The organism is Haloarcula regularis, assembly GCF_029338315.1.
In the GTDB taxonomy this organism is placed as follows: domain Archaea; phylum Halobacteriota; class Halobacteria; order Halobacteriales; family Haloarculaceae; genus Haloarcula; species Haloarcula regularis.
This window is the reverse complement of the sequence record NZ_CP119794.1, coordinates 629572-655333: the sequence shown is the minus strand read 5'-3', so window position 1 is coordinate 655333 and position 25762 is coordinate 629572. Positions and strand designations below refer to the sequence as shown.

The following is a 25762-nucleotide window of genomic DNA, read 5'->3' as shown; positions in this document are numbered from 1 at the left end:
ATTAGGCGTGCATCACTCACTCTATGCCAAGTCACATATTGACACGGCGACACCTCCTGCGGGGAGTCCTTGGCGGGTCGGCGGCCGGGCTGGCGGGCTGTTCGAGCGACGGCGGGGACGGTGGTGACGGCGGGGACTCCGTCACTGGCGACGACTACCCGGTCATCGACCGGTGGCTCACAGAAACGGACCTCGGGGGTGCGGCGGACAACTACGACGGTACCTTCGCGGACGAACGGGGCACAGACACCGTGACGGTCGACGTGGGTGCGGAGGGCAACGGGGGCGCCTTCGCCTTCGGACCGGCAGCCGTTGTCGTCAGTGCGGGCACCACCGTCGAGTGGCGCTGGACCGGCGAGGGGAACCCCCACAACGTCGAAGCCCTGCCCGAGGAGCAACTGGGCGAGTCGGACTACGAGTTCAGTTCCGGCGAGGCAGAGGGTGGGTCCGGCGTAAAGTACACCCGGACGCTCGAGGACCCGGGTATCGCCCTCTACCACTGCGAACCGCACTTCGCCCTCGGGATGAAGGGCGGCATCGCCGTCGAGTGAGTCGACAGTGGAGACGCCCCGGACAGACCAGTCCGGAACCTACCCACTCGAACTATTCGATCAGACATTCCAGAAGTGACCTATCGAGGACTCAAATATGGATATATGAGTATAAAATGCCACTTTCGGATAGAACTAACTTTCTAAAGGACATTATCGTACTCGAAATGGCAATTCTAAACTAGCGTGTGCCCATCTATACCTAGATATACTCTGGACTACGTGATCAATACATCTTTGACGGTTGCTTGGCTACAGGACTGGCTTCAGACGACGACCGTCTTCCTCCTGAGTCAGTGTGCCCGGCTGTCCGGGCGGTCACTCCTCGCTGTCGGCCCCGCCACGGCGGCGGGCGGCGATTGCGACGATGGCGACGATGGCGACGATGGCGATGAGTTTCGTTCGGGACATGACAGATAGACGTCCGTCCGAGAGGTGTATAAATATTCGTGTCACGTCTGACGGAGTCGGACGGTCCGTGGGAGGCCCGATGCAGTCCACCGGTTTTCCCGCTTCGCTCACGATCGGTCCGACCGCGAGAGACCGGACCAACCACCGCTGTAATAGTACATGCCGACAAACAGGTCCGTGAGTACTAATGTCAACGTTTCTCGTCGCATACGGAACCAGCGAGGGACAGACCGAGAAGATCGCCGAACGCGTCGTGGCGACGCTGACCGACCGTGGCCACGACGCCAGCGCCCGCGATGTCGCGACACTTCCGGCGGCGTTCGACCTCGAGGGGTTCGACGCTGTCGTGGTCGGGTCGTCCATCCATCTCGGCAAACAGCAGGACTCGGTGGTCGCGTTCGTCGAGCGCCAGCGCGAGGACCTGCGGACGCGGCCGACGGCGTTCTTCCAGGTGTCTCTCTCGTCGGCGGTCGACAACGAGGCGCGCCAGGCGGAGGCAGCCCAGTACGTCGAGGACTTCGTCGCGGCGACGGAGTGGCACCCCGACCGCATCGCGCTGTTCGGCGGCGCCCTGCGGTACTCGCAGTTCGGGTTCCTCAAGCGACTCATGCTCAAGCGCATCGCCAGGGACGCCACGGGCGATACTGACACCGCCCGCGACTACGAGTACACCGACTGGGACGAGGTCGACGCTTTCACGAACGACTTTGCGGCGTTCGTCGAGGGTCGGCTGGGCGTCTCACCCGACACCTCGTAGCGGTCTACGCCGTCGGCGTGTCGCCGGCCGTCTCGTCGAGGGTGGTCTGTCGACCGCCCGACGTCTCGCCTTCGCCGCGGTTCCGGTAGCTCTCCCGGAGGCCGAGCGCGAACGCACCAAGTCCCAGCAGGAAGGCCACCAGTTCGAGGAGGCCACCGAGGAAGGGGATGGTTCCGAGGATGGCGAAGGCGACCAGACCGACGACCAGCGCCAGCCAGCGGTTGGGCGACCCTATCCGGGTCAGCGCCCACGCGGCGATGGCGTACTGGCCGTAGACGCTCCCGACCCAGACGGCGATACCGAACGCGACGGCCCCGAGGATAGTCAGCGGGATGCCGACGATGGTGATCGCCAGCAACACGAGCAGTACCGGCACGGCGATCAGGGTCAGCAGCCCGACCCCGCCGCTCTGGAGGGGCTCTTCGGCGACTCTCGACGCGACACCCGTCGAGAACCGCGGGAATACCCCGAGGAGGACGACGCCGAGCAGGAGACTGGCGACGAGTCCGTAGACGACGCCGACCCAGGACGGGATACTCAGCGCCTGGAAGTCCGGGCCGCCGGACGCCCGGATGTCCGGGTCGCGGACGACACCGCCGGCGACGGCGGCGTCGGGGTCCTGGGTGAACGTCCCGGCGTCGTAGCGGAAGGTGCCGCCGACGTCGGCGTTGGGGCCCAGATCCAGCGTCTCGGCGCCGATGGTGACGTCACCGGCGACGGCCCCGTCGACGAGCGCGTAGTTCGCGCCCGCCTGCAGGTTCCCGCCGACGGACCCGGTCTCGCCGAGTTCGACGGTCGCACCGGCGACGTCGACGTCACCGGCGACGGTGCCGTCGATTCGCACTGTGGCGGCGGCGACCTGCAGGTTACCGTCGACGCGACCGGACTCGGTGACGTGGATCGTCCCCGCAGCACCGGAGACGTCCCCGGTCACGGTCCCGCGGACGACGATGGTACCCGCGACGGCTTCGATACTCGATACGGTCTCGCCCTCCTCGACGACGATGGTCTCCGCAGCGCCCTCGACAGACTGGGCCGCGGCTACGCCGGTCCCTGCCTGGAGGAGGAGTGCGAGGACGACGACGAGCACGAGGGCCCGTCGCCGGAGGGCAGTCGATGTCAGTGCCATGTGGAACAGTTCGTGGAACGAGGTAATAAATTTTCACTGACATTAACTGTCAGGCACGGACGACCATCCGGTGCCAATAGGTCGGTTTTGTCCGCACAACGCACACATTGCGTTCGTAACTATTCTCTCGGACATGTTGCTGATTCCGGCCCCTTCCTCGGCCGTCGAGAGCCCACTCGAGGGCGCGCGGTTCCGAGACGTGCCACCGACAAGGGGACGACGAACGGGCGGCCGACTGCGGGGTCGGCCGCGAGGTGCCTCTTAGACCCACACCGCGGTCAGGGCCGCTCAGGTTCCCGACCGGTCCGTCTTGTCGGTCCGCGTCGTGGGGAGGTCCGAGACGAACTCGACCACGTGGGGTTTCTTGTGGGCGCCCAGCTGGTCGGCGACAGCGTCCCTGAGCGCGTCTTTCAGGTCCTCGTCCCCGCTCCCCTCGCCCGTGAGGACGACGGACGCGACGACGCGCTGGCCACGTTCGGGGTCGGGTTCGCCACTGACGAGCGCCGCCGCGACCGACGGGTGGTCCGTGAGGACGGCCTCGACCTCGAGCGGGCTGATACGGTACCCGGAGGAGACGACGAGTTCGTCCGCCCTGCCCAGGTGTTCCAGGGTGCCGTCGGCGTCGATCCGACCGAGGTCCCCGGTCCTGAGCCACCGGTCGTCCAGTACCGCCTGGGTCGAGTCGGGGTCGTCGAGGTACCCCACCATCACGACCGGGTCCGGACGGGCGACGGCGATCTCGCCCACCTCGCCGTCGGGGACCGGGTCGCCGTCGTCGTCTATCACGGCGACGTGGTGGCCGGGATAGGGGCGACCGAGGCCGTCCTCGACCCGCGGATAGACGCCCTGGGATTCGCCCGCGAGCGCGTTGGCCTCCGTCTGTCCGTAGGCCTCGTTGACCTGTACGCCCAGCGTTTCCTCGGCCCACGTCGCGACGGCGTCTGGGAGCGGTTCACCGCCGCTCATCACGACCGACAGGGAGGTCGCCCGGTCGGCGTCCACGTCCGTCGATTCGCGGAGCTTCCGGAGTGCGGTCGGCGGGAGGAAGGCGTGGGTGACGCGCTGGCGCTCGACCACGTCCAGCGCCCGGTCCGGGTCGAACCCCCGTCTGCGGACCGAGGAGACGACGGTGCCGCCCACGGCGAGTGTCGGGAACACGACGTCGAACAGCGCCCCCGCCCACGCCCACTCCGAGGGCGTCCACACCCGGGCCGCCGCGGCCGCCTCGGGGTCGAAGAGGTCGTACCAGCAGTGATACCCCGGCATCGACCCGAGGAGGTACTGGTGGCCCTGGACGACGCCCTTCGGGTCGCTCGAGGTCCCGGAGGTATAGAGGACGAGCGCAGGGTCCTCGGGCGCCGTCTCGGCCATCGGCGGGGTCGCGCCGCCGCCCGCGTCGCTGGCGAACCGCGAGAGGCCGCCCAGCGCCGACCGGTCCGCGTCGACCCTGACGGTCACCGTCGTCTCGGGCCGCCGGATGCGGTTCAGGTCCGCCCGGTCCCAGCGCCGCTCGTCGACGAACAGCGCCGACGGCGCGGCGTGAGTCAACGTGTGGTCGAACGCCCCGTCGCCCACGAGCATCGACACCGGGACGACGACGGCCCCGAGGCGGTAGGCAGCGAGGTGGACCACGACCTGTTCGGGACACTGCGGGAGACAGACCGCGACCCGGTCGCCGGGTTTCACGCCGTCGGCGGCCAGTCGGAGCGCGACGGCGGCCGACGCCGACGCGAGGTCACCGTACGTGACGGTCCGCGTCGGTCCACTGACGGCGGCCGAACTCCCCCGGTCGGGGACGTGGCGGAGCGCCACCGCGTCGGGGTCGCCGTCGAGGGCGACGGCGGCGATGTTGTAGGTCTCGGGCACCTGCCACGCGAACCCCGCACGCAGCGCCTCGTAGTCGGTGGGGGCCTCCGGTATCGTGTAGCCGGTCCAGTTCCCCGTCATTCCGGGAGCACGCTCGCGAGGGCCTCTGCCAGGTAGTAGGTCGACCAGACGAGTTCCGTGTCGGTGGCGTAGCCACCCGGCCGGTTGAAACAGCCGTGTTCGACCCGACCGCGGGCCGGGTCGTCCGGGTCAGTGCGGAGGTACGACTCGACGAGCGAGTCGAGGATGTCGTCCCCGACCGACCGGAGGTTCGCGACCCGCGGGTCCCGCTCGCCCGCCGTCGGGTCCTCGAGGTGGACGAGCAGACCGTAGGCGGCCAGCGCGGCGGCGCTGCTGTCCCGTGGTTCGCCCTCGGGGGCCGGGACCTCGAAGTCCCAGTGCGGGACCAGGTCGTCGGGGGCGTGGTCCAGGTAGTACTCGACGTTGGCCTCGAGGGCGTCCAGATAGCGGTCGGCACCCGTCGCGGCGTAGGCCGCCGAGAGCCCGGCGATGCTCCACCCCTGGCCGCGCGCCCAGCAGGTGTCGTCGCTGTGGGCCAGTTCGTTGTACTGGCGCTCGAGTTCCCCGTCGGCGTCGAACACCGCGTGGTGCCAGGTCCGGCCGTCCTCGCGGACGTACCAGTCGAGGTGCCGGTCGGCGTGTGAGACGGCGACGTCGCGAAAGCGCGGGTCGCCGACCTCGTCGTAGGCACGCCAGAGCGGTGCGACGGCGGTGTAGAGGTTGTCGACCGCGCCGATGCGGTCCCCCGGGGGGCCGTGGTCGGAGTCGGGCCCGCGGAACTGTTCGGGCCCCTTGATCGCGAGCTTCCCGAGGGGGACCTGTCGCGCGCCCTCGTGGAAGGCGTCGACCATCGCGTCGGCCCCCTCCAGGCCGACCCCGAACAGCGTCCGGTCGCCGCTGTGGTCGTACCCCCGGAACCCGGCGTAGGCGAAGTTCATCCCGCAGAACATCGAGTCCCGTGGCATCGCCGCACGCAGTCGCTCGGTGTGGGCCCGCGCCGCCCGTTCGAACCGCTCGCGGTCCGCCGGGGTCTCGGCGTGGGCACTCGCCAGCCAGAGGAGGCCGACCCAGTGGCCGCCACACCAGTTGCCGTCGGCCGTCGTCTCCCAGGCACCGTCGTCCCGGTCGAACACGTAGGGGAACCGCGAGCCCGTGGCTTCCAGCGTGGTCTCGACGCGGTCCAGCAACGCGGCCAGTGCTCCGGTGTACGACTCGCGAGCCCCCCCTATCCATACGCGTTACTGTGCCGGTGATAGTATTTAAACTCCGCCCTGGAACGCAGTTCAGGGACGTCCGACGACCCCGGCCTCGACCAGTGTCTCGCGCTCGCCCTCGTCGTAGCCGATCTCGGCGAGCACCTCGTCGGTGTGCTCGCCGGGACGGGGCGGGGGTGACCGAATCTCTCCCGGTGTCTCGGACATCTCCGCCGGGATACCGGTGGTCGTGAACGTCCCGTCTTCGGGGTGGTCCAGTTCGACGAGCATCTCGTTGTGCCCGACTTGCGGGTCCGCGGCGACGTCGTGGAAGTCGTTGACCTCGGCGGCCCAGACGTCCGCCTCGAGAAGCGTCTCGAGGAGCTCGTCCGTCGGGCGCTCGCGCGTATACGCTTCCAGCGTCCGCTTTATCTCGTCGCGGTGCTCGAAGGTCTCCTCGGGCGTCCCGTACTCGGCCAGCTCCGGGAGGTCCAGCGTCTCCGCGAGCGCGTCCATGGGCGCCATGGCGATGGCCACGTGGTCGTCCGCCGTCTCGTAGATGCCGTACGGTGCCCCGAGCCAGGCCTGCGCGATGCCTTCCTCGCTGCGTTCGAACTCGACGTCCATGTTGAGCGCGGCGGTGAGCTCCTGGCACTGGAAGTCAAGGGCCGCGTTCAGCAGGTTCACGTCGACGCGCTGGCCCTCGCCGGTGCGTTCCCGGTGGAACAGAGCGACCATCGTGTGAAAAGCGATGAGCATCGCCGCGTGCTCGTCGACGACGGCGGTGCCGGCCGGCGTCGGCGGGTCGCCCTTCCGGCCGGTGTAGTTCGCCAGGCCGCTCATCGACTGCAGGAGGAGGTCCTGGCCCGGGCGCTCGACGTAGGGGCCGTCGCTGCCGAACCCGGTCGCAGAGACGTAGACGAGCTCCTCGTTGACCTCGCGGACGTCCTCGTAGCCCAGACCGAACCGGTCCATGACTCCCGGTCGGAAGTTCTCGACGAGGACGTCGGCCTCCCGCACGACGTCGAGGGCCACGTCCCTGCCCTCGTCGGTGGTCAGGTCGATTGTGATGCTTCGCTTGTTGCGGTTCATCGCGAGGAAGAAGGGGCTCACGTCGTCGAGCAGCCGGCCGCCGGCCTCGAGGGTCCGCTCCCACTCGCCGCCCAGTCGCTCGATCTTGACGACGTCGGCACCCATGTCCCCCAGCTTCTGCGTCGCCCACGGACCCTGCATCATCTGGGTGAAGTCCGCGACGACGACGTCTTCGAGTGCGCGATCCATGTTCGTGCTTCTCTCGCCTGCCAGTATATGTTCTTTGCCCGTTTCGGGTGAGAAGGTGGTAACTACCGGGGCCTGATCACTATCGTCGTCGTTCGGCCGTGGGGTACCTTCAAGTGTGCAGTCGTGTCACTCGTACTATGGTAACGTTACGGCTCGTCGGACGTCCGTTCGAGGGGTTCGAACGCGCACTAAAACGCCAGATGGACTCCTTCGCCGCGTCCGTGGACGCCGACGTGGAGTTCGTGCGGGAACATCGCCCGCTCCCAGAGATACACGAGGACCTCGTGGCGACGGGCGACATCGCCGACGGCACCTACGACCTGTTGCTGTGTCTGAGCGACTGGCTCCCGATGCTCGCCGACGCCGGCTCCCTGACGCCCCTCGACGAGTCCCTCGAGAGCGATCCACCGCCTGACTGGCCGGACGGGTGGGCCGAGAGCCTGCGGGGGTTGATGGCCTACGAAGGCACCACGTACGGCATCCCGTACCACGACGGTCCGGAGATATTCCACTACCGCGTGGACTGCTTCGAGAGTGTCTCCGAGCAGCGCGCCTTCCGCGCCGAGTACGGGCGGCCGCTCTCGGTGCCACGCACCTGGGACGAGTTCCGCGAGGTGGCCGAGTTCTTCACCCGGCCAGACGAGGACCTCTGGGGGACCGTGGTGGCGGCCAAGCCCGACGGGCACAACGACGTCTACGACTTCTGCATCCAGCTGTGGAGTCGCGGGGGGCGACTGCTCGACGACGACGGGATGCCCGCCTTCGACAGCCCCGAGGGGCGGGCGGCGCTCGGGTACTACCACGACCTGATCCACGAACACGAGGTGGTTCCTCCCGAGTCCGTCCAGATGGAGAGTGTCGAGACGGGCCAGTTCTACGCCGACGGGAAGGCCGCGATGATGTGGAACTGGTCGGGCTTTGGCGCGATGGCCGAGGCCTCGGACTCTGAGGTCTTCGGACGGACCAACTACGGCCTCATCCCGCGGTCCGAGAGCCCTGCCGGCGAGCACACCTCGCTGACCGTGACATATGGCCTGACGGTACCGAGCGGGAGCGAGCAAGCCGACCTCGCGTACGACTTCATCCGCCACGCCGCGTCCCCGGAGAACGACCTGGTGACGACCCGCGAAGGTGCGTCGGGGACCCGGTTCTCGACCTGGCGCGACCCGGAAATCCTCCGGGAGAATTCCTTCTACTCCATGGTCGAGGAGGTCAACACGGGCCCGGTCAACACCCTCCCGCGCATCCCCGAGTACGTCGACCTGAACGAGATACTCGACGAGATGGTCGAGGCGGCAGTCGTCGAGCGGTCCGTCTCCGTCGAGGCGGCCCTCTCCGAGGCGAGCGAGCGCGCCGAGCGGTTGCTCGCGTAGGCGACCGTCGAACCGTCAGGCTGGACAACGCTTATGCTCGCGTTGTGGCTTCTACTAGTATGAGCCAGCAGACAGATAGCCCCGCGACCGACTTCGAGTCGCTCCCGCTGCGAATCGGCCTCGGGCAGTTCATGGACCCGACCGCGGACAAGCTCCGCTTTGCCAAGCAGCTGGGCGTCGACGACGTCCTCCTGAACATGTATCGGTACACGCCCGACTACCCGCACATGCCCGACAACGAGCGCATCCCCCTGGAGGGCGACGAGGAGTGGGCCTACGAGAACCTCGTCGAACTGCGCGAACGCGTCGAGTCCTACGGCCTCCGGCTGAACGCCATCGAGAACATCCCCATCTCCTTCTACGACAAGATCATGCTCGGCACGCAGGGCAAAGAAGAGCAGATGGAACACGTCAAGACGACGATTCGCAACATCGGCCGGGCCGGCATCCCGATGTTCGGGTACCACTGGATGCCAAGCGGCGTCTGGCGCAACGTCGACGTCGAGGTCCGGGGTGGGGCCAGTGCCTCGGGCTTCGACCTCGACGCCGTCGACGACGAGCTCACCCACGACCGGGAATACACCGAGGCCGAGCTCTGGGAGAACTACGAGTACTTCCTCTCGGAACTGCTCCCTGTCGCCGAGGCGGCCGGCGTGAAGATGTGTCTGCACCCGAACGACCCGCCCGTCGAGTCCCTTGGGGGCATCCCGCAGCTGTTCCGCAACTTCGAGAACTTCAAGCGGGCGATGGACCTGGTCCCCAGCGAGAACCACGGCCTCGAGTTCTGTCTCGGCTGCTGGTCCGAGATGGGCGAGGACCTGCTGGAGGTCATCAGGTACTTCGGCGAGCGCGACAAGCTGTTCTACGTCCACTTCCGGGACGTCGACGGCACGGTCCCGCGGTTCAACGAGACGTTCATCGACCTGGGGAACTACGACGCCTACGAGATCCTCTCGCTGCTCGACGAGGTCGGGTTCTCGGGCATGGTCATCCCGGACCACACGCCACACGTCGACGACGACACCGACTGGGACCACCGCGGGCGGGCCCACGCGGTCGGCTACCTCAACGGGATGCTCACCGCGATTCGCCACGAGCGAAACGAGTGACGTGGCGGCGACCAAAATATAAGCCGTTCGCGTGCGAGTCTGCGGTATGGAAGCCCAGCGACACGTAGACCGGACGGTTATCGTCACCGGCGCGGCCAGCGGCATCGGTCGGGGCATCGCACGGCGGTTCGGGACGGAGGGCGCGAACGTCGTCGTCGCGGACGTCCGCCGCGACCCGAAACAGGGCGAGCGATACGACAGTGACGAGACGGTCCCGACCGATCAGGTCATCACCGAGGAGACCAGCGGCGACGGGACGTTCGTCGAGACGGACGTCGGCGACCCCGAGAGCGTCGAAGCGATGGTCGAGACGGCCGTCGACACCTACGGCGGGACCGACGTGCTCGTCAACAACGCGGGCATCCAGGTCGTCGGGGACTCACAGACCACCGACGTCGAGGACTGGGCGCGGTCGCTCGACGTGGACCTCAGCGGCGTCTTCTACGCCGTGAAGTACGCCGTCCCCCACATCGTCGAGCGGAGCGGCCAGATCATCAACATCGGGTCGGTTCGGGGCTTCGAGGGCGGCGGCGGGCCCGCCTACGCTGCCGCGAAGGGCGGCGTCGTGAACATGACGCGGGACTTGGCCGTCGAACTCGGCGACGACGGCGTGCGCGTCAACTGCATCAACCCGGGTTACGTCGAGACACCCCTGCAGGACTACCTCACCGAGGAGGACATCGCGCAATCCGCCGAACACACTCTCCTCCCGCGCTTCGGCACGCCGGAGGACATCGGCGACGTCGCCGTCTTCCTCGCCAGCGAGGAGGCGTCGTTCATCACCGGGGCGAACGTCCCCGTCGACGGCGGGTGGCTGGCCCACAGCGGCCTCTAGAAGACGCCGTACTCGTCGTAGGCGGCCAGCGGGGCCATCCCATCGCGGACGGCGTCCCGGACCTCGTTCTCCGTCGCAGCCAACTCCTCGGCTTCCTCGAGGACCGACAGCCGCACTTTCTCGGGCACGACCACGACGCCGTCGACGTCCCCGAGGACCACGTCGCCCGCCGAGACGTCGACGCCGCCGACGACGGCGCTGTCACCCCACTCGAGAATCTCCCAGCGCGGCACCGCGTCGGCCGGCGTCTGGTACGCCGAGAACACCGGGAAGTCCTCTTCCAGGATGTACGAGACGTCCCGGACGCCCCCGTCGAGGACGGCACCCTCGACGCCGGCGGCCTTCAGGGCGACGACCGAGAGTTCGCCCAGCTGTGCCGCGTCGCCGTCGTCGTTGGTCTGGTATGCGAGCACCCCGTGTTCGGGCGCCTCCCCGAGCATCCGGAGTATCCGGCGCATGTTCGCCTCTGGATCGACGCTCCGGTTGGGCCGGCCGACCACCGGGTACGCGATGCCCGCGGTCCGCATCTCGTCGCGGAGCGGTGCGATGTCGGCCCGCATCGTCTGGTCCGCGAACCCCCGGTCGTCGAGCACGTCGACGACGGCCCCGGGGTAGAGTGCCTCGTACCTGCTGGTCAGTTCCGCGAGTGACGGCTCGTCCATAGTCGCCCGTCGGCCGGCAACGGCATAACAGTACGCTCCCGCCTGCGCTCTCGCGGGCTGTCGTCGGTCCCTCGACGCGGCGGTTCGGGTCACGTAGAGTTTTATGCCGTCCGGCGGTACCGACGCCCATGCCTGAGTCACGCTATCGAGACCCCGACTGGCTCCGCCAGCACGTCCGTGACGTCCTGTCGTTCTACTACCCGTCGTCGATCGACATCCACTTCGGCGGCTACGCCGCGCAGCTGGACGAGCGTGACGGTCACTGCTACGACTCGCGGACCCGTCACCTCGTGGCGACGGCGCGGGCCGTCCACAACTTCAGCGTCGGCGTCCTTCTGGACGGACCGGTCTGGTGTCGCACCGCCGCCGAACACGGCCTGACGTTCCTCGAGACCGGCCACTGGGACGAGACCCACGAGGGGTACGACTGGCTCCTCGAGGGCCGCGAGACGGTCGACGCGACCCGGCATTGCTACGGCCACGGCTTCGTGATGCTGGCCGGCGCGCGGGCCCACCAGGCCGGCATCGAGGGCGGGAAGGAGACGCTGGAACGCGCCTACGACGTCGTCGACGAGCGGTTCTGGGAGCCCGGCCACGGCCTCTGTGCGGACGAGGCCAGCGGCGACTGGAGCGACCTGTCGCCCTACCGCGGCCTGAACGCGAACATGCACACCTGTGAGGCCCTGCTGGCGGCCTACGAGGCCACCGGTGAGGACCGCTACCTCGACCGGGCGCGCACCATCGCGTCGACGGTGACCAGGGACCTCGCGGAGGACGACACCGGGCGGCTCTGGGAGCACTTCACCGAGGACTGGGACCCCGACATGGCGTACAACCGCGACGACCCGGCCCACCAGTTCCGGCCGTGGGGCTACCAGCCGGGCCATCACGCGGAGTGGGCCAAGCTCCTGCTCGTACTCCACGAGCACGACCCGGCGGACTGGCAGGTCCGACGGGCCACCGAACTGTTCGACTACGCCACCGAGGCGGGCTGGGACGACGAGCACGGCGGGTTCTACTACACCGTCGACGGGGACGGTGACCCGGTCGTCGACGACAAGTACAGTTGGGAACTCACCGAGGCCATCGGCGCCGCCGCGTTGCTCGCACAGCACGACGACGCCTATCTCGAGTGGTACGACCGGATCTGGGAGCACTCGACGGCCCACTTCGTCAACCCTCGTCACGGGAACTGGTACGCGCGACTGACCCGGAGCCACAAGCGCGACGACCCGAACCGCGGCGTCGCCGTCGAACCCGGCTACCACCCGCTCAACAACGCCTGGGTCGCGATGCAGGCCTTCGGCGAGTAGGGCTACGCTATGGGGTGGGTTTCGAAGGTGACCGTCGACTCACGCGTCTCGCCGGGGGCGAGTGACTCCGCGGTGCCGTTCTCGACGGCCGCTTCGAGGCCGGCGTTGGGAATCGACGTACACGGTTCGAGACCGACGTTGTAGGTGCGCCCGAAGAAGGGCGCCTCGTCGAACCCGCCGAAGGGTTGCCAGTACCAGAGGTACTCGTAGAGCGACTCGGGGAAGTGGACGGTCACGCCGAGGTCCAGCGTCGGGTTCGAGACGGTGTAGCGGCCCTCTGCGAGGTCGGTCAGTGCCACCAGGTCGTGGACGCGCTCGGAGCGCGGCGGGAATTCCCGGAGGTCGACGGGGCCCTCGGGCGTCTCACAGACCGGCCACGCGTAGGACTCGCCGGGCGGCAGTCGCGCGTTGTCGCTGGTCTGGTCGGGGTCGACGAGCACCGTCTCGCAGGGCACCTCGAGGCGGGCGTCGGGACCGACGAGCGGTTCGCCGAGCGCGACGTGCTGGAGCCACGAGTAAGGGACGGTTACTTCCCCTTCGTTCCTGACCGTCTCCGTGACTCGCAGCGCGGATTCGCCTGTCTCGAGTTCCATCTCGCGCTCGACGGTAAACGGGTAGCGCGTGAGCGACGTCGAGAACTCGACGGCCACACGCTCGTCGGAGTCGGTGGTGATTTGGACGTCCCACGGGACGAGGCTCGACTCGCCGTGGAGCGCGAGGGTCGCGCCGGCGACCGACGTCGGCCCGCCCGCGGCGGGGAGGACGGTCTGCCACCCCCCGGGATAGTGGTCGAGAAAGGCGAATTCGCCGTCGGGCGCGCCGGTTGGGCCGGTACCCGGCGGCCGCCACTCGTGTGGCGCCTCGAACAGGACGTTCGTATCCGTACGCTTGTCTCGGATCTCCGTGACGTCGCTCCCCTTCCCCGCGAGCACCTCGACGCGGAGGTGGTCGTTCTCCAGGAAGACGGTATCGATGCCCCGACGCTGGTACTCGTCGGTGACGGTACAGCCCATGGGCGGCCTTCGACGCCGGGCGACAAATAGCTCGGTCGGCGCGTTACTGGAACTCGGGGGCCACTTCGTCGCCGAACAGTTCCATGCTCCGCTCGCTGGGGAAGTCCAGAAACATCAGCTGGAGGCGGTCGAAGCCCAGGCCCTGGATGCGTTCGATCTGGGAGGCGACCTGCGAGGGCGTCCCGATGAGCATGCTGCCCTTCTCGCGGGCGTCGTCGGCGTCGCTCAGCTCCTCGTTCATATCCGACTCCTCACCCCACGGGAGCGGGAAGATGTCGTCGACGGCCGCCTCGACGGCCGCCTCGTCCTCGCGGACGAGCACGTGGGCCAGCCAGGAGCGGCGGACGTCGTCGGGGTCCCGCCCCTCGTTTTCCAGATACTCGTCGAACTTCCGGACCTTGAAGTCGATGGGCTTGCCCCGCGCCCGGGCGCTGATCTCGACGTTCCACTCGTCGGCGTGGCGGGCGATGAGCCGGAGCATCCGGGGACCGGCGCCGCCGATGACGATTGGAGGGTGGGGCTGGCTCGTCGGTTTCGGGTTGTTGAGCGCGTCGTCGATCTGGTAGTGCTCGCCCTCGTAGGTGGGATGTTCCTCGGTGAACATCGACTTCACGACGTGTATCGCCTCCTCCAACATCTCGATGCGGGTGCCGATGTCGGGGAACTCGAAGCCGTAGGCGTGGTGTTCCTCCTCGTGCCAGCCAGCACCCAGGCCGAGTTTGAGCCGTCCTTCGGAGAGGATGTCGACGGTGGTCGCCATCTTCGCCAGCAGCGCCGGGTTGCGGTAGGTCACCGACCCGACGAGGGGGCCGATGTCGACGTCGTCGGTGCGTTCGGCCAGCGCACTGAGCAGCGTCCAGACCTCGTACTCCTCGGCTTTCGGGCCCAGCATGAAGTGGTCCGGGGCCCACAGGCCCTCGAGCCCGGTGTCGACGGCGGCGTCGACCCCGTTCAGTACTGTCTCGCGCTCCACGGTCTCGAGCATCGGCGTGTCCCGGTGGACGCCCGCGCCGGCGTAACACTGGACCATCCAATCGAACTGCATGTGCGCCCCATCGGACCGGAGTGCATAATCCCTTTGGGTCGGGGACCCGTGGAGTGGCTCTCAGGCCTCCTTGCCGCAAGCAGCGTCGTCGCCTGGATTTAATATCGTCTCCGGCGTCACTGGAGACATGGACGCACCCGCCAAGGATACCGACCGGTACTTCGAGGCCATCGAGGAGGGCGAGACCTTCACCGTCGAGGCCGCCCGGACTATCACTGAAGCCGACATCGTGAACTTCGCCGGCCTCTCGGGGGACTTCCACCCGCTCCACATGAGCGCAGAACGCGGCGAGGCGTCGGACTTCGGGGAGCGAATCGCTCACGGCAACCTTGTGTTCTCGGTGGCGGAGGCGCTCGTCGCCGACATGAACCCTCGGTCGTTCTCCTATGGCTACGACTCGCTGCGCTTTGTCAACCCCGTCGGCATCGGGACCACGCTGACCGTCCACCGGGAGGTCGTCGAGACGGAGGTCTACAACGACGAGCTTGGTCGGGTGGTCTACGAGTACGTCGTCGAGGATCAGGAAGGGACGACGCTGCTGGCCTGCGAGCACATCACGCTCGTCGAGCGCGAGTCCGCCGAGTGAGACCTGCCGAGTGACGAAAGCTCCTTTACCGAACCAGACGGACATCTCGACGAGATGGACTACCGACAGCTCGGCAACACCGGCACCCGCGTCTCCGAACTCTGTTTCGGGACGTGGCGCTTCGGCAAGGAGACCAGCGGCGTCGTCGAGACGGACCGCGAGGAGGCCCACGAACTCCTCGATACGGCCTGGGAGCACGGCATCAACTTCATCGACTCCGCGAACGTCTACGGGACGCCCCACGGTCGCAGCGAGGCGTACGTCGGTGACTGGCTCGCAGACCACGACCGGGAGGACTTCGTCGTCACGTCGAAGGTGTACTTCCCGTACAACGGCGACGGCGAACCCGGGCCCAACGACCGGGGACTGGGGCGCAAGCACATCCGCGCCCAGATCGAGGGGACCCTAGAGCGCCTGGGGACGAACTACCTCGACGTCTACTACATCCACCGCTGGGACGAGCACACGCCCATCGAGGAGACGCTGCGGACGCTCGACGAACTGGTCCGCGAGGGCAAGGTCCACTACCTGGGCGCGTCGACGATGGCGGCCTGGCAGCTCACCAAGACGCTGTGGACCAGCGACGTCGAGGGCCTGGAGCGCTTCGAGGTCACCCAGCCGCTCCACCACGCCGGCTACTACGAGGACGTGAAAGAGTACCTCGAGGTCTGTGCCGACCAGGACCTCGCGGTCTGCAACTACTCGCCGCTTGCCGGGGGCTTCCTCACCGGGAAGTACGAGCGGGCCGACCCCGACGACCCCGAGGCCGTCGAGGCCCCCGACGGCGCGCGCGGGAGCTTCGACGACTTCTTCGGCGACTGGTACGCCTCCGAACGGGGCTGGAAGGTCCTCGAGGCGGTCCGTGCCGTCGCCGACGAGGTGGACGCGACGCCCGCACAGGTGGCGTTGCGGTGGGTGATGGACTGGGACGAGTTCACCTGCGTCCCGATCGTCGGCGCGCGGACGCCCGAGCAACTCGAGGAGAACGTCGCCGCCACTGACGTTGACCTCTCGGACGAACAGTGGGACCGAATCATGGACGCACGCTACGACCCCGAGGGCGACCTCTGGGGCTGAGCGTCGACGGGCCGCCTCTCAGTCGCTCCGTCCCTCGGGTTTGACGTAGGTGACGGGACAAGGCGCGTCGAGCAGGACCGTCTGTGACGTGCTCCCGAAGACGGCCTTCCCGACCGGCGTTCGCGTCCGGCCGGAGATGACGACGCGGTCCGCCTCGCGCTTCTCGGCCAGGGTGACCAGTTTCTCGGCCGCGTTGCCGACGAACCCCTCGACCTCGTAGTCGACGTCGTGCTCGTCGAACACGTCTTCCATGTAGCGGACCGACTTGTGTCGGTCGACGATGTCGTCGATGTCCTCTTCCGTGGCGCGGGGGTAGTCGAGTTCCCGGGCGAACTCCTTGAACTCGTCGCCGGTGAACACGTGTGAGAGGATGACCGTCGCGCCGGTCGGTTTCGCGACCTGGAGGACCGTCCGCGCGAGGGTCTCGAGCCTGTCGTCGTCACGTGGGCCGATGGCCAGTACCAGAGTGTCGAACGAAGTATCCATACACGTTTTGCTTCTCGGGGGTCCGAAAAAACACCTCCGGTCGTTACCAACTGGTGAGGACGCTGTCGGGCCGAACGCGGCGGCGAGGCAGGCGAAGGTCCACAGTAGTGTGGGTCTGGTCCGCCGCCGGTGGCCGCCTCAGTCCTCCGGTTCGAACCGCCAGATGCGGTCCATGAACGGGATGCCGGACTCGGGGTCGGCGTCGGGGTCGACGCCCTCGCGCTTGAACTGACCGGTGTAGCGCTCCCACTCGGCGACCGCCTCGTCCCCGTCGACGGCCTCGAGGTACTCGTCTACGTCCTCACACTCGAGGATACAGACCGCGACGTCGTCTCTGAGGTAGAGCTCGAACTCCTCGACGCCACCACGCTCCATCGCGTCTGTCACTCCCTCGGGCACGTCCTCGTGGGCCTCGACGTACTCGTCTCGCTGGGTGGGGTCGAGTCGCTGGATGTAGACTGCTCGTTCGGTCATAACGGGGGCGAGGGCTTCGCCGCCGAAGAGTGTTTGGGCCCACCGTGAGACTTACAATACCCCCACTCCCAGCCCCCCTATGGTAGCTCCAGCACTAATATTGCCGCCAGAGCCGGACGAACGATGGCAGCTCGCGAAACAGATGGGAGTTCACAAGACTGTCATCCACCCACTCGAGATCGGCGACGGCCGGACCCACTGGTCGTACGACGACCTTCTGGGCCTCGACAACTGGCTCACCGACGCGGGCCTCGAGTTCTCGGTCCTCGAGGGCTCGGTCCCCATCTCCGACCGGGTCAGACTCGGCCGGGACGGACGCGACGAGGACATCGAGACGTTCAAGCGGTTCCTCCGGGACTGCGGCGAGGTGGGCATCCCCGTCGTCGCCTACGACTGGATGGCCGGCGTGCGGTGGGCCCGGACCGCCGCCCACGTCGAGTCGCGCGGCGGCTCGTATACGACCGAGTTCGACAACGCGAAGGTCCAGGGCGGGCCGCCGTCGGACGCGGCCAGCGCGACCCACGAGGACCTCTGGGAGGCCCTGGAGTACTTCCTGCAGGAGGTCACGCCCGTCGCCGAGGAGGCCGGCGTGAAACTCGCGCTCCACCCGGACGACCCGCCACGCGAGGAGCTCCGTGGCGTGCCCCGCATCATCAGGAGCGTCGACGCCTACGACCGGGTGCTCAACGCCTACGACAGCGAGCACAACGGCATCACCTTCTGTCAGGGCAACTTCGCCGCGATGGAGACCGACGTCCCGGCTGCCATCGAGCACTTCGGCGACCGGATCCACTTCGTCCACTTCCGCGACATCCGCGGGGACGCCGACCACTTCGTCGAGACGTGGCACGACGAGGGCCAGACCGACATGCTGGCGGCGATGCGCGCCCACGAGGAACACGTCGGCGACGACGTCCCGATGCGGCCAGACCACGTCCAGACGATGGCCGGCGAGGACAACTCCAACCCCGGCTACCACACCCTCGGGCGCCTGTTCGCCATCGGCTACATGCGGGGCCTGCGGGAACAGACGCAGAGCGACCGGTAGGTCAGCCCTCGATAGCCGAGCGGAACTCCGGGACGCCACCCACGCCGAGGTCGACGGTGTAGAGGCTGCCCGCGCCCGCCCCCTCCGTCTCCCGGGTCTCCACGCACGCGGTGGTCACGTACGCCGTCTCGTAGTCCGGGCCGCCGAAGGTCAGCGACGACACCTTCCGCGGGGCGAATTCGACGGTCTCCCGGTGCTCGCCGGCCGGCGAGAACCGGTGGAGCGCGTTGCCGTCCCAGAACGCCGACCAGACGTCGCCGGTCTCGTCGACGGTCATGCCGTCCGGATACCCCTCGAACCCGCCGCACTCGACGAACACCTCGGGGTCCGAGATCGCTCCGGTCGCCCCGTCGTAGTCGTAGCGGTAGATGTTCCCCGGGTTGTCCGGGTCGACGAGACCGGTGTCGGTGAAGTAAAACTGTGCCCGGTCGGGCGTGAATCCCATCCCGTTGGGGAGGGTACACGCCTCGCGGACGAGTTCGAACGTGCCGTCGGTGTCGAGGCGGTACAGCTGGCCGGGGCGGTCCCGGTCCGTGTCGGGCATCACGCCGGCGAACACGCGCCCCTCCGGGTCGGCGATCACGTCGTTGAACCGCTCGTGGAAGCGGTCGGGATCCGGGTCGACCACCGTCCGGGTGGCCCCGTCGGCCTGGTCGAGACGGCGGACGGCCCCCGCCTCCTGAAACAGCAGCAGCGAGCCGTCCTCCTGGAAGGTGAAGCCGCCGATACGCTCTGTCTCGTCCTCGTAGACGAGTTCGTGGGTCCCGGTGTCCGGGTCGTACCGGTAGATGCGCCCCTGGGGATGTCAGCCCAGTAGAGACGCCCCTCGTCGGGGTGCCAGAGCGGTCCCTCGCCCGTTTCGCAGGTGACGTCGGCGACTATCGACGGGTCTGTCATAGCCGAGATATCGGCGGAGGACACCTTAAGAATGGGTGGCGGGCGGTCAGTCGTCGCCGCGGATACCCTCGCGGAGCGTCCCGGTGGTCATCAGGTCGTTGAGCGGTTCGAGCCCCGTCTCGGACGGGTCCAGGATGTCGACCAGCTGTCCCTGGTAGAGGACGCCGATGCGGTCGGCCAGTTCCAGCACCGACTCGATGTTGTGACTGACGATGACGATGGTGATGCCCTGTTCCTTCGAGAGCGTCTCGATGGTGTCCTGGACGAGTCGCGTCGCGTCGACGGACAGCGCGCTCGTCGGCTCGTCTAAGATGATGACCTCGGGGTCGAACGCGAGCGCGCGACCGATGGCGACCAGTTGGCGCTGCCCGCCCGAGAGAAACTCGACCTCGGTGTTGAGGTCGATGTCCCGACCCAGGCGCTCCATCATGATCTCCCCGGAGCGCTCGAACGTCTCGTCCCAGTCGATGTACTTGATGGGGCCAAAGCCCTTCATCGGGAACTGGCCCATGAAGATGTTCGTCGCGATGTCCAGGTCGTCCATCAGCGCGAGGTCCTGGTACACCGTCTCGATGCCCTTCGCGCGGGCCTCGCTCGGGTTCGAGAACGAGACTGCCTCGCCGTCGACGTACATCGACCCCGAGGTGGCCTGGTGGACGCCGCTGAGGATGTTCATCAGCGTCGACTTGCCGGCGCCGTTGTCGCCGATGAGCGCGAATATCTCGCCCTCCTCGATGTCGAGCGTCACGCCGTCCACCGCGGTGATGCGGCCGAACGTCTTCACGACGTCTTCGACGCGGATTTTCGGGGTCCCGCTGACCGCCGGCGCCTCCATCTGTGCCACGCTCTCCGAGTCGGAGGTGGCGTCGTCGGCGCTCATACCGAACCACTCGCGAGGATGCGAGAGCGTATCTTGCTCTGCGTGCTGTACAGCAGGATGGCGACGAGCAGGACGAACCCGTTTATCATCTGAATCTCCGTCGCACCGACCGCGGTGCTGTTGTTCAGTGCCGACTGGACCAGCTGGATGAGGATGACCCCGCCCAGCGCGCCCGTGATCTTTCCGCGGCCGCCAAACAGGCTGATCCCGCCGATGACGGCGCCGGCGAACGCCTGGAACACCAGCCCCTCGCCGATGAGGGGTGGCACGACGCCGACGAAACCCGTAAGCATCAGGCCCGCGATGGCCGAGAGCACGCCGCTGATGGTGTAGATGACGATGATGAGCCGCGAGGTGTCGATGCCGACCTCGCGGGCCGACTTCTCGGAACTACCCAGCGCGTAGACGGCCTGTCCGAACCGCGAGAACCGCATGAGGAGACCGAACGCGAGGAACGCGACCAGCAGGACACCGATGGCGAAGTTCGGCGTGCCGCCGACGTCTAAGTACAGCGCCGGCAGCCCCGTGACCGGCTGGGTCTGCATCGCCGTCTTCGCGCCCTCGAAGATGATGAGGAAGGCCAGCGTCTGCAGGAACGGGTTCAGGCCGACGCGAGCGATCATCACGCCGTTGGCCAGGCCGATGAGTGCGCCCGCGACGAGGATGATGCCGAAGCCGATCCACGGGCTGGAGACGACGTTCCAGCAGCTCGGGCAGGTCCCCAGCAACATCCCGGTGAACATCGCCGAGAAGCCCGCGATCGACCCGATAGAAAGGTCGAAGTGGCCCGAGAGCAGACAGAGGCTCTCGGCCAGCACCAGCAGTCCAAGCGGCACGGCGGCCCACAGCAGGAGCTGGACCGACCGGACGTTCCGGAGCGTCTGCGGGACGAAGACGAGCACCCCGACGATGACCAGGCCCAGGATGGGCCATATCATGTTGTCCAACAGTGTCAGTACGGCGTCGTCCGTGTCGCCGAAACGGCTACGTATGAATCCTTCTTCGGTAGACATGATGTAGTGGAGTCCTGAAGATAGTCGTGGGTCGGTTCAGCCCCAGACGTTGCCCCAGAGGAACGGCTGGTCGTAGTTCTCCTGGGTGATGACGATGCTGTTGGTGCGGAACCACGGGTGCCCGTTCTGCTCGCGCATGATTCCGGGCTCCCAGATGGGTTCGGACCACATCTCGACGCCCTTGTGCTGGCCGGACTCGATGGTGAGGTCGTCCGAGGTGACCTCGGACCCGACCTCCGGGATGACGCTGTCGTCGTTGCCAGCCTCGACGTACTGTTTCATGTACTGCATCGCGATGGGGTTGTAGAAGTAGTTGGGCTGGTCGACGGCCGCGTCGATCATGCCCTCCCCGACGAGCGGGTTCACTTCCGGACTGCCGTCCATCTGGGTCAGGACGACGTGGCCGTCCTCGCCCTTCGGCACGAGCATGTCCTGGTTCCGCAGGGCCTGGACGACGCCCAGCCCCATCGAGAGGTTTCCGGAGTAGATACCGTCGACGCGCCCGTTGGCGTTGATCCACTGCTGGACCGTCGACTGGGCGACGTCGCGGGCGTACTCGCCGTTGAGCGTCTGGACGACCTCCACGCGGTCGTTATCCGCCATGACGTCGAGGAAGCCCTGCGAACGCTGGTTGGCAGACTGGTTGCCCTGGATGCCACGGACGTTGAGGACGCGCCAGGTGTCCTTGTCCGGGTACTGCTCTTCGAGGGCCGCGACCATCTGCTCGGCCGAGGACGCGCCGCCGTCGTAGTTACTGAACCCGACGTAGAGCGGAATCTCCGAACTCGAGGTGTCGGCGTTCGTCGCGAACACCGGCGTCCCCTGCTCCATGGCCTGGTTGATGGCGCCTTCCGCGGCACCGGTCGACCAGACACCCACGAGGATAGCGTCGTGGTCCCCGTTGGTGAAATCACGGATGTCCTGGACCTGTTTCTGTGCGCTCTGCTGGTTCGGCCGGACCTCGAGTTCGATGCCGAGGTCCTCGGCGTAGAACTCCGCGGCTTCGATGTACGCCGTAATCCACGCACCACCACGGACGTACGCCGACATCCCGACTTTCTCGAGCGTGTTGCTCCCGCCCCCGGGGCCGGCGGAACAGCCGGCAATCGCTGTCGCACTGACCGCTGCGCCGGTCGCTTTCAGGAACGCTCGCCTGTTGGTGTCTACCATGCGAACGACGATTCTGCTCCTATTAATATAAAAGTTTATGCGGGATGGCGATTTCACCTATCGAAATTCTATGCTCGATTGAATAATCCGTTGGTTTTGCTGACACGTCTCACACAGTCCACGAAGCCGCAACGGTCATGTGATCCGGTGCCACAGTTCCACTATGGCACTCGACGGTCGGACGGCACTCGTCACGGGCGCCTCGAGCGGCATCGGACGCGGCATCGCCGATCGGCTGGCCGCAGCCGGTGCGAACCTCGTGGTCGCCGACGTCCGCCGTGCTCCGAAGCAGGGCCAGTACTTCGAGACGGACGTTTCCGTTCCCACCGACGAGCTGGTCGTCGACGAACACGGCGTCGAATCGCTGTTCGTCGAGACCGACGTCAGCCACGAGGGCGACGTTCTGGAACTCGTCGCCGGCACGCTAGACCGGTTCGACCGCCTCGACATCCTCGTGAACAACGCCGGCATCCAGATACCGGGCACCACACAGGAGATCTCGCTCGACGAGTGGTACGAGGTCCTCGGGGTGAACCTCACCGGCGCGTTCACCACGGCGAAGTACGCCATGCCGTATCTCGACGAGGCCCCGGCTGGCCGAATCGTGAACGTCTCGAGCGTCAACGCCCACTTCGGCGGGGGCGGCGCGCCCTACGCGGCGACGAAGGCCGCGCTGGTCAACCTCACGCGGGAGCTGGCCCTCGAGGCCGCCGAGGCGGGGACGACGGTCAACACCGTCCTCCCGGGAGTGGTCAAGACGCCGATGCAGGACTTGAACGACGAGGCGACACAGCAGCGCGAAGCCGAGAAGACACCCCTCTCGCGCCTTGGCGAACCGGCAGACGTGGGCAACGCCGTCCGGTTTTTCTGTTCGGACGAGGCGGCCTGGATCACCGGCGCCCAGCTGCTCGTCGACGGCGGCTACAGCGCCGGCCGCTGAGGACAGGGGCGGGCGATACCTTCTTTGAACCCGCCCGCCCAGGACCGGACGAATGAAACTCTACCTCGATACGGCAGACGTCGAGCAGATCCGCGCCGGCGACGCGCTCGGCGTCGTCGACGGCGTCACGACCAACCCGTCAATCGTCGCGGCGTCGGGACGCTCCTATCGCGAGGCCGTCGCCGACATCGCCGCCGTGACCGACGGGCCCGTCTTCGCGCAGGTCATCGCAGACACGGCCGACGAGATGGTCGAGCAGGCCCACCGGTACCAGGAGTGGGCCGACGACGTGGTGGTGAAGATTCCGGCCAGTCGGGCCGGGGTCGAGGCGCTCGCTCGCGTCCGCTCCCAGGGCGTCCCCGCTGGACTGACCGTCGTCTTCTCCGTCGAGCAGGCGATGCTGGCCGCGAAGAACGACGCGGACTTCGTCGCCCCGTACGTGGGCCGACTGGACGACGCCGGCGCCGACGGCCTCGCGACGGTCACCCGGATGCAGCGGACCTTCGACCGCCAGGGGTTCGAGACGGACGTCCTCGCGGCGAGCGTCCGCAACACGACCCAGGCCACGGCGCTGTACGAGGCCGGCATCGACGCCATTACGATGGACCCGCCCCTGCTCGAAGCCCACGTCGACCACCCGAAGACTGAAGCGGGCATCGCGGGGTTCGACGACGACTGGGGCGACCGGGGCAGTCCCATCGAGGACTGAGTCGCCGCTCGCGCGACATGCTATAAGTACCACGGGGGCGACAGTGCCGGTATGGCCGAAGACGGAACTATTCTGGTCGCTGGCGACACGCTCGTCGACTTGCTCCCGGACGAACCGGGGCCGCCCGGCGAAGCAGGGGGGTATACGCCGAACTTCGGCGGGTCGGGGGCGAACGTGGCGCTCGCGCTCGACAGACTCGGCGTCCCGCCGACGTTCTGGACGCGACTGGCCGACGACGACTTCGGCACCTTCCTCCGTGGCCACCTCTACGACTCGGCGATTCCGCCGACCCACCTCGTCACCGACCCCGACGCCCGGACCACGCTGGCCGTCGTCTCCCACGACGCCGACGGCGAGCGCTCGTTCAACTTCTACCGGGGCGACGGCGCCGACACGCGGATGCAGGCCGGCGAGGTCCCGGACGCGACGCTGGCCGAGACCGACTGGGTCCACACGACCGGCGTCACCCTCAGCGTCGAGTCGAGTCGCACCGCCACGCTGGACCTGCAAGAGCGTGCCTCCGGGACCGCGACGGTGTCGCTGGACCCCAACTGGCGACCCGAGATGTGGCACAGTCGCCAGGAGTACGCCGCCGTCGTCCGGGGTGCCCTCGGGAACGTCGACGTCCTGAAGGCCTCCGCCGAGGACCTCGGTCCCGCCGGGTTCGACGACGACCCCGCCGCTGTCGCGGAGGCGGTGACGGCGCTGGGTCCCCACACGGTGGTCCTGACGCGGGGCAGCGACGGGGCGGTCTGTTACGGAACCGAGGAGAGTCCGGTTTCCGGCCTGGTCGAACACCCCGGGTACGACGTCGACACCGTGGACGCGACAGGGGCGGGCGACGTCTTCCTCGCGGGCTTCATCGCGTCGCTCACCAGCGGCGTCCGGGATCCGGAGCGACTGCTCGGTCTCGCCAACGCCGCGGGCGCCGTCGCGACGACCCGACCGGGTGCCGTCTCGGCGCTGACCGGCCTCGACGAGATACGGGAGTTTCACGACGACATTCCGTGGGAGTGAGTCATCGTTCGCCTGGGTTGATAATCCGTTCGGACGAACTGAACAGTTAAGTACCGGGATCCGGTATGGTTCACTATGTCCTCCCAGGCGAACACCGTCAACGCGACACGGACGTCGTTCCGCATCATCGAGGTCCTGAAACGACTGGACGGGGCCGGCGTGACGGCCGTCGCGAGCGAGCTGGACATCCCGAAGAGTACCGTCCACAACCATCTCCAGACGCTGCTGGAGGAGCGGTACGTGCTCAAGGAGGGCGACACCTACAGCGTCGGCCTCCGCTTCCTCGAACTCGGCGAGTTCACGCGCAACCGGATGGACATCTACGAGACGGTCCGTCCCGAGACAGAGACGCTCGCCGAGAAGACCGGCGAGATGGTCAACGCCGCCGTCGAGGAACACGGCCAGGGCGTCTACATCACCCGCCACGAGGGTCAGCAGGCGGTCAGCGTCGACACGTACGCTGGCAAGCGGGTCTATCTCCACTGCACGGCGCTCGGGAAGGCGATACTGGCCGAACTGCCCGAGCCACGCGTCGACGAAATCCTCGACGAACACGGGATGCCCCAGCGGACGGAGAACACCATCACCGACCCCGACGAGCTGAAGGCGGAACTCGAGACGATTCGCGAGCGGGGGTACGCCTACGACCGCGAGGAACGCCTGCCCGGCCTCCGGTGCGTGGCCGCGCCGGTCGTCACCGACGGCGTGGTGGCCGCCCTCAGCGTCTCCGGCCCGACGACGCGCATCAAGGGCGACATGTTCCACGAGGAGATCCCCGAACTGCTCCTCTCGGCGGCCAACGTCGTCGAGATCAACATGGCGTACTCGTGAGCACGGTCTCGTCCGGGCTGAGAGCCAGGTGGGTCTCCCCGGACCTGTCGAACCGACGTCCTCGACGTTGACGGT

General features: G+C 67.5%; 26 protein-coding genes. 13 read left to right on the top strand and 13 right to left on the bottom strand.

The genetic code is table 11. From position 1 onward, the window contains the following. Nucleotides 1–38 precede the first annotated feature (38 nt). Both P1N55_RS03505 and P1N55_RS03500 read left to right on the top strand, forming a co-directional pair. Complete coding sequence (locus tag P1N55_RS03505) at nucleotides 39–551, top strand: halocyanin domain-containing protein (RefSeq protein ID WP_276277608.1); 513 nt, start codon at nucleotides 39–41, stop codon at nucleotides 549–551. A gap of 598 nt (nucleotides 552–1149) precedes the next feature. Beyond that, complete coding sequence (locus P1N55_RS03500; protein WP_276277607.1) at nucleotides 1150–1719, top strand: flavodoxin domain-containing protein; 570 nt, start codon at nucleotides 1150–1152, stop codon at nucleotides 1717–1719. A 4-nt stretch (nucleotides 1720–1723) separates the two neighbouring features. On the opposite strand, the gene P1N55_RS03495 is transcribed toward P1N55_RS03500, so the two are convergent. From P1N55_RS03495 to P1N55_RS03480, 4 genes are all read right to left on the bottom strand, one after another. Then, nucleotides 1724–2848, bottom strand: a complete 1125-nt coding sequence (locus P1N55_RS03495; protein ID WP_276277606.1) for a bactofilin family protein — start codon at nucleotides 2846–2848, stop codon at nucleotides 1724–1726. 288 nt (nucleotides 2849–3136) lie between these two features. Beyond that, complete coding sequence (locus P1N55_RS03490) at nucleotides 3137–4795, bottom strand: AMP-binding protein (protein ID WP_276277605.1); 1659 nt, start codon at nucleotides 4793–4795, stop codon at nucleotides 3137–3139. Next, nucleotides 4792–5922, bottom strand: a complete 1131-nt coding sequence (locus P1N55_RS03485; protein WP_276277604.1) for a glycoside hydrolase family protein — start codon at nucleotides 5920–5922, stop codon at nucleotides 4792–4794. Before P1N55_RS03485 ends, P1N55_RS03490 begins: the two co-directional genes overlap by 4 nt. A gap of 96 nt (nucleotides 5923–6018) precedes the next feature. Beyond that, nucleotides 6019–7209, bottom strand: coding sequence for a CaiB/BaiF CoA transferase family protein (locus tag P1N55_RS03480; protein ID WP_276277603.1), 1191 nt, complete (start codon nucleotides 7207–7209; stop codon nucleotides 6019–6021). 137 nt (nucleotides 7210–7346) lie between these two features. Here P1N55_RS03480 and P1N55_RS03475 point away from each other — a divergent pair, with 137 nt between their 5' ends. The 3 genes from P1N55_RS03475 to P1N55_RS03465 are packed head-to-tail and all read left to right on the top strand — an operon-like array spanning nucleotide 7347 to nucleotide 10526. Further along, on the top strand, nucleotides 7347–8582 hold the full coding sequence (locus P1N55_RS03475; RefSeq protein WP_276277602.1) for an ABC transporter substrate-binding protein: 1236 nt from the start codon (nucleotides 7347–7349) through the stop codon (nucleotides 8580–8582). Between the two features lie 59 nt (nucleotides 8583–8641). After that, entirely contained in the window at nucleotides 8642–9691 is a 1050-nt protein-coding gene (locus tag P1N55_RS03470) for a mannonate dehydratase (protein ID WP_276277601.1), read from the top strand. Between the two features lie 46 nt (nucleotides 9692–9737). Next, complete coding sequence (locus tag P1N55_RS03465) at nucleotides 9738–10526, top strand: SDR family NAD(P)-dependent oxidoreductase (protein ID WP_276277600.1); 789 nt, start codon at nucleotides 9738–9740, stop codon at nucleotides 10524–10526. Here P1N55_RS03465 and P1N55_RS03460 read toward each other — a convergent pair. Next, entirely contained in the window at nucleotides 10523–11188 is a 666-nt protein-coding gene (locus tag P1N55_RS03460) for an RraA family protein (RefSeq protein ID WP_276277599.1), read from the bottom strand. The genes P1N55_RS03465 and P1N55_RS03460 overlap by 4 nt on opposite strands. A 128-nt stretch (nucleotides 11189–11316) precedes the next feature. Here P1N55_RS03460 and P1N55_RS03455 point away from each other — a divergent pair, with 128 nt between their 5' ends. Further along, on the top strand, nucleotides 11317–12501 hold the full coding sequence (locus P1N55_RS03455; protein ID WP_276277598.1) for an AGE family epimerase/isomerase: 1185 nt from the start codon (nucleotides 11317–11319) through the stop codon (nucleotides 12499–12501). Between the two features lie 2 nt (nucleotides 12502–12503). Here the strand turns inward: P1N55_RS03455 and P1N55_RS03450 are convergent, their stop codons facing one another. Next, nucleotides 12504–13514: an aldose 1-epimerase gene (locus tag P1N55_RS03450; protein WP_276277597.1), complete on the bottom strand. Its 1011-nt coding sequence runs from the start codon at nucleotides 13512–13514 to the stop codon at nucleotides 12504–12506. 43 nt (nucleotides 13515–13557) lie between these two features. Then, nucleotides 13558–14559, bottom strand: a complete 1002-nt coding sequence (locus P1N55_RS03445) for a TIGR03560 family F420-dependent LLM class oxidoreductase (protein WP_276277596.1) — start codon at nucleotides 14557–14559, stop codon at nucleotides 13558–13560. A gap of 127 nt (nucleotides 14560–14686) precedes the next feature. Here P1N55_RS03445 and P1N55_RS03440 point away from each other — a divergent pair, with 127 nt between their 5' ends. After that, the gene (locus P1N55_RS03440; protein WP_276277595.1) at nucleotides 14687–15145 is read left to right on the top strand and encodes a MaoC family dehydratase; all 459 of its coding nucleotides are present in this window, start codon (nucleotides 14687–14689) and stop codon (nucleotides 15143–15145) included. 54 nt (nucleotides 15146–15199) lie between these two features. After that, nucleotides 15200–16222: an aldo/keto reductase gene (locus P1N55_RS03435; protein ID WP_276277594.1), complete on the top strand. Its 1023-nt coding sequence runs from the start codon at nucleotides 15200–15202 to the stop codon at nucleotides 16220–16222. An 18-nt stretch (nucleotides 16223–16240) separates the two neighbouring features. Here the strand turns inward: P1N55_RS03435 and P1N55_RS03430 are convergent, their stop codons facing one another. Both P1N55_RS03430 and P1N55_RS03425 read right to left on the bottom strand, forming a co-directional pair. Continuing rightward, on the bottom strand, nucleotides 16241–16708 hold the full coding sequence (locus tag P1N55_RS03430) for a universal stress protein (RefSeq protein ID WP_276277593.1): 468 nt from the start codon (nucleotides 16706–16708) through the stop codon (nucleotides 16241–16243). 138 nt (nucleotides 16709–16846) lie between these two features. Further along, a complete protein-coding gene (locus P1N55_RS03425; protein ID WP_276277592.1) occupies nucleotides 16847–17182 on the bottom strand; it encodes an L-rhamnose mutarotase in 336 nt (111 codons plus the stop codon). Nucleotides 17183–17261: 79 nt separating this feature from the next. Here P1N55_RS03425 and P1N55_RS03420 point away from each other — a divergent pair, with 79 nt between their 5' ends. Further along, entirely contained in the window at nucleotides 17262–18230 is a 969-nt protein-coding gene (locus P1N55_RS03420; RefSeq protein ID WP_276277591.1) for a mannonate dehydratase, read from the top strand. 1 nt (nucleotide 18231) lies between these two features. On the opposite strand, the gene P1N55_RS03415 is transcribed toward P1N55_RS03420, so the two are convergent. From P1N55_RS03415 to P1N55_RS03400, 4 genes are all read right to left on the bottom strand, one after another. Beyond that, the gene (locus tag P1N55_RS03415; RefSeq protein ID WP_276278672.1) at nucleotides 18232–19020 is read right to left on the bottom strand and encodes an SMP-30/gluconolactonase/LRE family protein; all 789 of its coding nucleotides are present in this window, start codon (nucleotides 19018–19020) and stop codon (nucleotides 18232–18234) included. Between the two features lie 153 nt (nucleotides 19021–19173). Beyond that, complete coding sequence (locus P1N55_RS03410; RefSeq protein WP_276277590.1) at nucleotides 19174–20007, bottom strand: ATP-binding cassette domain-containing protein; 834 nt, start codon at nucleotides 20005–20007, stop codon at nucleotides 19174–19176. Next, complete coding sequence (locus P1N55_RS03405; protein WP_276277589.1) at nucleotides 20004–20945, bottom strand: ABC transporter permease; 942 nt, start codon at nucleotides 20943–20945, stop codon at nucleotides 20004–20006. The genes P1N55_RS03410 and P1N55_RS03405 overlap by 4 nt, the downstream gene beginning before the upstream one ends. A gap of 111 nt (nucleotides 20946–21056) precedes the next feature. Then, nucleotides 21057–22190, bottom strand: a complete 1134-nt coding sequence (locus P1N55_RS03400) for a sugar ABC transporter substrate-binding protein (protein WP_276277588.1) — start codon at nucleotides 22188–22190, stop codon at nucleotides 21057–21059. Between the two features lie 163 nt (nucleotides 22191–22353). Between P1N55_RS03400 and P1N55_RS03395 the strand changes: the two genes are divergently transcribed. From P1N55_RS03395 to P1N55_RS03380, 4 genes are all read left to right on the top strand, one after another. Then, nucleotides 22354–23130 (top strand): SDR family NAD(P)-dependent oxidoreductase, encoded by a 777-nt coding sequence (locus P1N55_RS03395; RefSeq protein WP_276277587.1) that lies wholly within the window; start codon nucleotides 22354–22356, stop codon nucleotides 23128–23130. Nucleotides 23131–23182: 52 nt separating this feature from the next. Next, on the top strand, nucleotides 23183–23839 hold the full coding sequence (locus P1N55_RS03390) for a transaldolase family protein (protein ID WP_276277586.1): 657 nt from the start codon (nucleotides 23183–23185) through the stop codon (nucleotides 23837–23839). 51 nt (nucleotides 23840–23890) lie between these two features. Further along, nucleotides 23891–24856 (top strand): carbohydrate kinase family protein, encoded by a 966-nt coding sequence (locus P1N55_RS03385; protein ID WP_276277585.1) that lies wholly within the window; start codon nucleotides 23891–23893, stop codon nucleotides 24854–24856. A 75-nt stretch (nucleotides 24857–24931) separates the two neighbouring features. Continuing rightward, complete coding sequence (locus P1N55_RS03380; protein WP_276277584.1) at nucleotides 24932–25687, top strand: IclR family transcriptional regulator; 756 nt, start codon at nucleotides 24932–24934, stop codon at nucleotides 25685–25687. Nucleotides 25688–25762 lie beyond the last annotated feature (75 nt).